At 65.8% G+C, this 7,948-nt stretch carries 10 protein-coding genes; all 10 read right to left on the bottom strand.

Annotation, left to right across the window (positions count from 1 at the left end):
• On the bottom strand, positions 1-725 hold a 725-nt coding region (gene rpsC, locus PFX91_RS13485; protein ID WP_285731848.1), incomplete at its 3' end, for a 30S ribosomal protein S3.
• Positions 725-1,093: a 50S ribosomal protein L22 gene (gene rplV, locus PFX91_RS13480; protein ID WP_285731847.1), complete on the bottom strand. Its 369-nt coding sequence runs from the start codon at positions 1,091-1,093 to the stop codon at positions 725-727. The genes rplV and rpsC, both read right to left, overlap by 1 nt.
• Positions 1,094-1,165: 72 nt before the next feature.
• Positions 1,166-1,444, bottom strand: coding sequence for a 30S ribosomal protein S19 (rpsS, locus tag PFX91_RS13475; protein ID WP_116247426.1), 279 nt, complete (start codon positions 1,442-1,444; stop codon positions 1,166-1,168).
• 12 nt (positions 1,445-1,456) lie between these two features.
• Complete coding sequence (gene rplB, locus PFX91_RS13470; protein WP_285731846.1) at positions 1,457-2,293, bottom strand: 50S ribosomal protein L2; 837 nt, start codon at positions 2,291-2,293, stop codon at positions 1,457-1,459.
• 58 nt (positions 2,294-2,351) lie between these two features.
• Positions 2,352-2,642, bottom strand: coding sequence for a 50S ribosomal protein L23 (gene rplW / locus PFX91_RS13465; RefSeq protein ID WP_285731845.1), 291 nt, complete (start codon positions 2,640-2,642; stop codon positions 2,352-2,354).
• The gene (rplD, locus tag PFX91_RS13460) at positions 2,639-3,310 is read right to left on the bottom strand and encodes a 50S ribosomal protein L4 (protein WP_285731844.1); all 672 of its coding nucleotides are present in this window, start codon (positions 3,308-3,310) and stop codon (positions 2,639-2,641) included. The genes rplW and rplD overlap by 4 nt, the downstream gene beginning before the upstream one ends.
• A gap of 3 nt (positions 3,311-3,313) precedes the next feature.
• On the bottom strand, positions 3,314-3,964 hold the full coding sequence (gene rplC / locus PFX91_RS13455) for a 50S ribosomal protein L3 (RefSeq protein ID WP_285731843.1): 651 nt from the start codon (positions 3,962-3,964) through the stop codon (positions 3,314-3,316).
• A 12-nt stretch (positions 3,965-3,976) separates the two neighbouring features.
• On the bottom strand, positions 3,977-4,285 hold the full coding sequence (gene rpsJ / locus PFX91_RS13450; RefSeq protein WP_014908366.1) for a 30S ribosomal protein S10: 309 nt from the start codon (positions 4,283-4,285) through the stop codon (positions 3,977-3,979).
• A 249-nt stretch (positions 4,286-4,534) separates the two neighbouring features.
• A complete protein-coding gene (gene tuf, locus PFX91_RS13445; RefSeq protein WP_285731842.1) occupies positions 4,535-5,728 on the bottom strand; it encodes an elongation factor Tu in 1,194 nt (397 codons plus the stop codon).
• An 83-nt stretch (positions 5,729-5,811) separates the two neighbouring features.
• Entirely contained in the window at positions 5,812-7,923 is a 2,112-nt protein-coding gene (gene fusA, locus PFX91_RS13440; RefSeq protein WP_285731841.1) for an elongation factor G, read from the bottom strand.
• Positions 7,924-7,948 lie beyond the last annotated feature (25 nt).

Here is a 7,948-nt window from a genome sequence, read left to right as displayed (position 1 = left end):
CCGCCGCCACGGCGACGGCGCTGCGGGCGCTCGCGACGCTGACCGCCACCGCCACCGGCGGAGCGCTGCGCGGCCTGGGCCGCCTCGCGCTCGGCGCGGGTCGCGGGCGCGTCACCCTTGTAGATCCACACCTTCACGCCGATACGGCCGAACGTCGTACGGGCCTCGAAGAAGCCGTAGTCGATGTCGGCGCGCAGCGTGTGCAGCGGGACACGACCCTCGCGGTAGAACTCCGAGCGGGACATCTCGGCCCCACCCAGGCGACCACCGCACTGGATACGGATGCCCTTGGCACCGCTCTTCATGGCGCTCTGCATGGCCTTGCGCATCGCGCGGCGGAAGGCCACACGGCTGCTCAGCTGCTCGGCGACGCCCTGGGCGACGAGCTGTGCGTCGATCTCGGGGTTCTTGACCTCGAAGACGTTCAGCTGCACCTGCTTGCCGGTCAGCTTCTCCAGGTCGGTCCGGATACGGTCGGCCTCCACGCCGCGGCGGCCGATGACGATGCCCGGCCGGGCGGTGTAGACGTCGACGCGGACACGGTCACGGGTGCGCTCGATCTCCACCTTGGAGATGCCCGCGCGCTCCATGCCCCGGGTCAGCAGCCGACGGATGGCGACGTCTTCCTTGACGTAGTCCTTGTAGGACTTGTCGGCGTACCAACGGCTCTTGAAGTCGGTGGTGATGCCGAGGCGGAACCCGTGCGGGTTTACCTTCTGCCCCACTATCGGGTCCTTTCCTTCGTCTTGGACGAGGCGTCCGAGCGCTCAGCGACGACCACGGTGATGTGGCTCGTCCGCTTGGTCACCCGGAATGCGCGGCCGAAGCCTCGGGGGCGAATGCGCTTCAGGGTCGGACCCTCGTCCACCCACGCGCGCTCGACCACCAGCGTCTCGCGGTCCAACTTGTCGTTGTGCTCGGCGTTGGCGACGGCACTGGCCAGTACCTTGCCAACGGGCTCGCTCGCCGACTGGGGGGCGAACCGGAGCACCGCCTGTGCCTCGTCAGCGGGCAACCCGCGAATAAGGTCCACCATTCGGCGGGCCTTTCGGGGCGTAACACGGACGAACCGTGCCTGTGCCCTCGTTCCCATCGCTTTTCCCTCGCTCACGGAAATTCATCTCCACTCACCGTGGAGAAATGGTTCTTACTCCTGCTGCAACCGCTAACGGCGGCTACGGCGGTCTTCCTTGACGTGGCTACGGAAAGTACGCGTGGGAGCGAACTCACCGAGCTTGTGGCCGACCATCGACTCGGACACGAACACGGGAACGTGCTTGCGGCCGTCGTGGACGGCGATCGTGTGACCGATCATCTCCGGGACGATCATGGACCGCCGGGACCACGTCTTGATGACGTTCTTGGTCCCCTTCTCGTTCTGCGCTTCCACCTTTTTGATGAGGTGGTCGTCGACGAAGGGACCCTTCTTAAGGCTACGTGGCATCAGACGTGCTCCTTACCGCTTCTTCTTACCGCTGCGCCGACGCCGTACGATCAGCTTGTCGCTGGCCTTGTTCTTCCGGGTCCGGCCTTCCTTCTGACCCCAGGGGCTCACCGGGTGACGGCCACCCGAGGACTTGCCCTCACCACCACCGTGCGGGTGGTCGACCGGGTTCATCACCACACCGCGAACGGTCGGGCGCTTGCCCTTCCAACGGGAGCGGCCGGCCTTGCCCCAGCTGATGTTGGACTGCTCGGCGTTGCCGACCTGGCCCACGGTGGCGCGGCAGGTGACTTCCACCATGCGCATCTCACCGGAGGGCATACGCAAGGTGGCGTAGTTCCCCTCCTTGGCCAGGAGCTGGATCTGGGAACCGGCGGAACGACCCAGCTTGGCGCCGCCTCCCGGCTTCAGCTCGACCGCGTGCACGAACGTACCCGTGGGGATGTTGCGCAGCGGGAGGCAGTTGCCGGGCTTGATGTCGGACTGCGGACCGTTCTCGACCCGGTCACCCTGCTTGAGGCCGGCGGGCGCCAGGATGTAACGCTTCTCGCCGTCCACGTAGTGGAGCAGAGCGATACGGGCGGTGCGGTTGGGGTCGTACTCGATGTGAGCGACCTTCGCCGGCACTCCGTCCTTGTCGTGGCGACGGAAGTCGATCACGCGGTAGGCCCGCTTGTGACCGCCACCCTGGTGGCGGGCGGTGATGCGGCCGTGGCCGTTGCGCCCGCCCTTGGAGTGAAGCGGACGCACCAGGGACTTCTCCGGCTCCGAGCGCGTGATCTCGACGAAGTCGCTCACGCTGGAGCCGCGACGGCCCGGCGTCGTCGGCTTGTACTTACGAATGCCCATCTTCTTCGTGCATTCCTTTACGTCTTGCTTGGTGTGTAGCGGTCAGACCCGGGAGCGGTCAGACACCGAAGATGTCGATCCGGTCGCCGTCGGCGACGCTGACGATCGCACGCTTGGTGTCGGGACGCTTCCCGTAACCGAAGCGGGTGCGCTTGCGCTTGCCCTTGCGGTTGATCGTGTTCACGCTCGTGACCTTCACCTCGAAGATCTTCTCGATCGCGATCTTGATCTGGGTCTTGTTGGCGTCCGGGCGAACGATGAACGTGTACTTGTTCTCGTCCATGAGCCCGTAGCTCTTCTCGGAGATCACCGGCTCGATGATGATGTCCCGGTGGTCGGCGATCCTCACTGGTCGTCCTCCTCGGACTGCGCGGCCTTGGAGGCGCCGGCCGCGTGGGCCAGGAACTCGGCGTAGCCCGCCTCGGTGAAGATCACGTCGTCCGAGTACAGGACGTCGTAGGTGTTCACCTGGTCCGCGTCGAGGATGTGCACCTCTTCGAGGTTGCGCAGGGCACGTCGGTTGTGCTCGTCCTCGCGGGCCAGAACCACCAGGACCTTGTCGGAGTCGGTGATCTGGCGCAGCGCCTTCAGAGCGGTCTGCGTGAACTTGCTCTCCAGGTCCTCGGCCACGAAGTGGCTGATGACGTGGATGCGGCCGTGACGGGCCCGGTCAGAGAGGGCGCCACGCAGGGCGGCGGCCTTCATCTTCTTGGGCGTGCGCTGGCTGTAGTCCCGCGGCTGGGGTCCGTGGACCGTGCCACCGCCGGCGTACTGCGGGGCGCGGATCGAACCCTGGCGGGCCCGGCCGGTGCCCTTCTGGCGGTAGGGCTTCTTGCCACCGCCGCGGACCTCGCCGCGGGTCTTGGTGGCGTGGGTGCCCTGGCGGCCGGCGGCCAGCTGAGCGTTCACGACCTGGTGGATCAGCGGAATGCTGACCTGCTGGGCGAAGACGCTCTCAGGCAGCTCGACACTGCCCTTGGCGCCGCCCTCGGGGTTCTTGACCTCGATCTGGGTCATGGCTTACTTGTCCCCCTTCACAGCGGTGCGGACGAGCACCAGACCGCCGTTGGGACCGGGGACCGCACCCTTGACGAGGATGAGCCCCTTCTCCGCGTCCACGGAGTGAACGGTCAGGTTCTGGACGGTCTTGCGCACGTTGCCCATGCGGCCGGCCATCCGCTTGCCCTTGAAAACGCGGCCGGGCGTGGCGCAGCCGCCGATGGAGCCGGGTGAGCGGTGGGTGCGCTGGGTGCCGTGCGAGGCGGCCAGACCGCCGAAGCCGTGACGCTTCATCACACCGGCGAAGCCCTTGCCCTTGCTCTTGCCCGTGACGTCGACCTTCTGGCCGCTCTCGAAGGCGTCCACGGTGATCTCCTGACCGAGGGTGTACTCGGTGGCGTCAGGAGTGCGGACCTCGACGTAGTGCCGGCGCGGGGTCAGGTCGTGCTTGCGCAGGTAGTCGCCGAGCGGCTTGTTGATCTTGCGCGGGTTGACCTGCCCGTAGCCCAGCTGGATAGCCGAGTAGCCGTCGGTGTCCGGAGTCCGGACGCGGCTCACGACACACGGACCAGCCTTCAGGACCGTCACGGGGACCATCTGCCCCGCGTCGTCGAAGACCTGGGTCATGCCGAGCTTCTCGCCCAGAACTCCCTTGATCTGCTTGGTGGCCATGTCTGTGCGTCCTTAAAGCTTGATCTCGATGTCAACGCCGGCCGGCAGGTCGAGACGCATGAGCGAGTCGACCGTCTTCGGTGTCGGGTCGATGATGTCGATCAGCCGCTTGTGGGTGCGCATCTCGAAGTGCTCGCGCGAGTCCTTGTACTTGTGCGGCGATCGGATGACGCAGTAAACGTTCTTCTCCGTCGGCAGCGGCACCGGGCCCGCGACCTGTGCACCAGTTCGCGTCACAGTCTCGACGATCTTCTTCGCCGAGCTGTCAATGACCTCGTGGTCATAGGCCTTTAGCCGAATGCGGATCTTCTGTCCCGCCATGTGGCCTGTTCGTCCTTCGCTTCAGTGTCCGTAACGGTGAGCTGTCCGGTCACAGACGCCCAGGCCCGGCGGATCCGCCGTGTGGCCGTGAGCCCCTATTCCCTTGAGAAACCGCAACAGGGCTTGCCCCTGCGGTGCGTCACCGTCACAGAGCCCGATGACGTCTTGTCGTGTGGCGGGCGGACCGCCGGTGGGCGGCCCGCCCGCCACGCCTGGGGTGGTTCCGTGAGGAACCGTTCCAGGCGTGTACTACTTGAGGATCTTCGTGACGCGACCGGCGCCCACGGTCCGGCCACCCTCGCGGATGGCGAACTTCAGGCCCTCTTCCATCGCGACCGGCTGGATCAGCTGGACGGTCATGGCGGTGTTGTCACCGGGCATGACCATCTCGGTGCCCTCCGGCAGCGTCACGACACCGGTGACGTCGGTGGTGCGGAAGTAGAACTGCGGGCGGTAGTTATTGAAGAACGGCGTGTGGCGACCACCCTCGTCCTTGGACAGGATGACGACCTGGGCCTCGAACTCGGTGTGCGGGGTGGTCGTGCCGGGCTTGATGACGACCTGCCCGCGCTCGACGTCCTCACGCTTGGTGCCGCGCAGGAGCAGACCGACGTTGTCACCGGCCTGGCCCTGGTCGAGCAGCTTGCGGAACATCTCGACACCGGTGACCGTGGTGGTCTGCTTCTCGTCCTTGATACCGACGATGTCGACGGTCTCGTTGACGTTGATGATGCCGCGCTCGATGCGGCCGGTGACGACGGTGCCGCGACCGGTGATCGAGAAGACGTCCTCGATCGGCATCAGGAACGGCTTGTCGGTGTCACGCTCGGGCTCGGGGATGTACTCGTCCACCGTCTTCATGAGCTCCAGGATGGTCTGACCCCACTCGGAGTCGCCCTCCAGGGCCTTGAGCGCGGAGACCCGGGTGACGGGGATGTCGTCGCCGGGGAACTCGTACTCGCTCAGGAGCTCACGGACCTCGAGCTCGACGAGCTCGAAGATCTCCTCGTCGTCCACCATGTCGGCCTTGTTCAGGGCCACCACGATGTAGGGCACGCCGACCTGGCGGGCCAGGAGCACGTGCTCCTTGGTCTGCGGCATCGGGCCGTCGGTCGCGGCCACGACCAGGATGGCGCCGTCCATCTGCGCCGCACCCGTGATCATGTTCTTGACGTAGTCGGCGTGACCGGGGCAGTCGACGTGGGCGTAGTGACGCTCCGCGGTCTGGTACTCGATGTGCGAGACCGAGATCGTGACACCGCGCTCGCGCTCCTCGGGAGCGTTGTCGATGTCCTCGAACGGCGTGAACGGGTTCAGGTCGGGGAACGTGTCGTGCAGCACCTTGCTGATGGCCGCGGTCAGCGTGGTCTTGCCGTGGTCGATGTGACCGATGGTGCCGATGTTGACGTGCGGCTTAGTCCGCTCGAACTTTTCCTTCGCCACTGGAAGTCTCCTAGACGTACAGAGCTATCTGGTCCACCCCCGACACGAGACCGGGGGTCGGATGGGTTACGTGCCCGCGGCTACTACTCTCCGCGGACCTTCGCCACAATTTCTTGGGCGACAGCGGACGGAACCTCCGCGTAGGAGTCGAACACCATCGAGTAGTTGGCTCGACCCTGCGTACGGCTGCGCAGGTCACCCACGTAGCCGAACATTTCGGAGAGGGGCACCAGGGCCTTGACGAGCCGGACGCCGGAACGGTCGTCCATGGACTGGATCTGTCCACGACGGGAGTTCAGGTCGCCGACGACGTCACCCATGTACTCCTCAGGGGTGGTGACCTCCACTGCCATGACCGGCTCCAGGAGAGTCGGCTTGGCCAGCCTGACGGCCTCCTTGAAGGCCATCGAACCGGCGGTCTTGAACGCCATCTCGGAGGAGTCGACCTCGTGGTACTGGCCGTCCACCAGCGTCACCTTGACACCGACGAGCGGGTAGTGCGCGAGCACACCCAGCTCGGCGGCCTCCTGGCAACCGGCGTCGACGGACGGAATGTACTCACGCGGGATACGGCCACCGGTGACGGCGTTGACGAACTCGTAGCCCGTGGCGTCGCCACTCTCGGCCACGAGGGGCTCGACGTCGATCTTGACCTTGGCGAACTGGCCCGACCCACCGGTCTGCTTCTTGTGGGTGTAGGTGTGCCCCTCGACCTTCTTGCGAATGGTCTCGCGGTAGGCCACCTGGGGCTTGCCGATGTTCGCCTCGACCTTGAAGTCGTCGCGCATGCGGTTGACGAGGACCTCGAGGTGCAGCTCGCCCATACCGGAGATGACGGTCTGGCCGGTCTCCTCGTCCGTGGCGACCTGGAACGAGGGGTCCTCGTCCGCCAGGCGCTGGATCGCGATGCCCAGCTTCTCCTGGTCGCTCTTGGTCTTGGGCTCGATGGCCACCTCGATGACCGGCGCGGGGAAGGTCATGGACTCCAGGACGATCGGGTTCGCCTGGTCGCACAGGGTCTCACCGGTCGTGGTGTCCTTCAGGCCCATGACGGCGACGATGTCGCCCGCGCCGACCTCGGAGATCTCCTCGCGCTTGTTGGAGTGCATCCGGTAGATCTTGCCGATGCGCTCCCGGCGACCCTTCAAGCTGTTCAGCACCTGCGTGCCGGACGTCATGACACCCGAGTAGACGCGCACGTAGCTGAGCTTGCCCAGGTGCGGGTCGCTGGCGATCTTGAAGACCAGCGCGGAGAAGGGCTCCTCCGTGCTCGGCTTACGCGTGAGCGTGACCTCTTCGCTCTCGTCCTTGGGGTCGTGGCCCTCGATCGCCTCCACGTCGGTGGGCGAGGGAAGGTAGGCGACGATCGCGTCGAGCAGGGGCTGGACGCCCTTGTTCTTGAACGCGGTGCCGCAGACCACGGGGACCGCGGTGCCGGCGACGGTGGCGCGACGGATCGCGGAGACGAGCAGCTCCTCGTCGGGCTCCTTGCCCTCGAGGTAGAGCTCCATGACCTCGTCGTCGGCGTCGGCCAGGGTCTCCAGGAAGAAGTCCCTGGCCTCACGGGCGGCGTCGATGTGGGTCTCGGGGATGTCGACGGTGTCGTACATCTCGCCGAGCGCGGCCTCCTCGCTCCAGAGGTAGGCCTTCATCTTCACGAGGTCGATGACGCCACGGAAGTCGCTCTCAGCGCCGATGGGCAGCTGGATCGGCATGGCGTTGGCGCCGAGGCGCTCACGGAACATGTCGACGCAGCGTTGGAATTCCGCGCCGATCTTGTCCATCTTGTTGACGAAGCAGATCCGCGGGACGTTGTAGCGGTCGGCCTGCCGCCAGACCTGCTCGGACTGAGGCTCGACGCCTTCCTTGGCGTCGAAGACGGCCACCGCACCGTCGAGTACGCGCAGGGAGCGCTCGACCTCGACCGTGAAGTCGACGTGGCCGGGCGTGTCGATGATGTTGATGGTGGTGTCGTTCCACCGAGTGGTGATGGCGGCCGAGGTAATGGTGATACCCCGCTCCTGCTCCTCCTTCATCCAGTCCATCGTCGAGGCGCCGTCATGCGTCTCGCCGACTTTGTGGTTGACACCGGTGTAGTAGAGGATCCGCTCGGTGGTCGTGGTCTTGCCCGCGTCGATGTGGGCCATGATGCCGATGTTGCGGACCTTGGCCAGGTCCAGCAAAGTCTTAGCCATGAGGCTTGTCCCTCGGTCTGTTCCG

Source organism: Nocardiopsis sp. ATB16-24, assembly GCF_030271535.1.
GTDB lineage: Bacteria > Actinomycetota > Actinomycetes > Streptosporangiales > Streptosporangiaceae > Nocardiopsis.
This window is presented reverse-complemented; position numbering and strand designations above follow the sequence as displayed.

Bases quoted from the DNA above. Each gene is read 5' to 3' on its own strand.
- rplV (WP_285731847.1), bottom strand. From the start codon at position 1,093: ATGGGAACGAGGGCACAGGCACGGTTCGTCCGTGTTACGCCCCGAAAG.
- rplC (WP_285731843.1), bottom strand. From the start codon at position 3,964: ATGGCCACCAAGCAGATCAAGGGAGTTCTGGGCGAGAAGCTCGGCATG.
- rplB (WP_285731846.1), bottom strand. From the start codon at position 2,293: ATGGGCATTCGTAAGTACAAGCCGACGACGCCGGGCCGTCGCGGCTCC.
- rpsJ (WP_014908366.1), bottom strand. From the start codon at position 4,285: ATGGCGGGACAGAAGATCCGCATTCGGCTAAAGGCCTATGACCACGAG.
- rpsS (WP_116247426.1), bottom strand. From the start codon at position 1,444: ATGCCACGTAGCCTTAAGAAGGGTCCCTTCGTCGACGACCACCTCATC.
- fusA (WP_285731841.1), bottom strand. From the start codon at position 7,923: ATGGCTAAGACTTTGCTGGACCTGGCCAAGGTCCGCAACATCGGCATC.
- rplD (WP_285731844.1), bottom strand. From the start codon at position 3,310: ATGACCCAGATCGAGGTCAAGAACCCCGAGGGCGGCGCCAAGGGCAGT.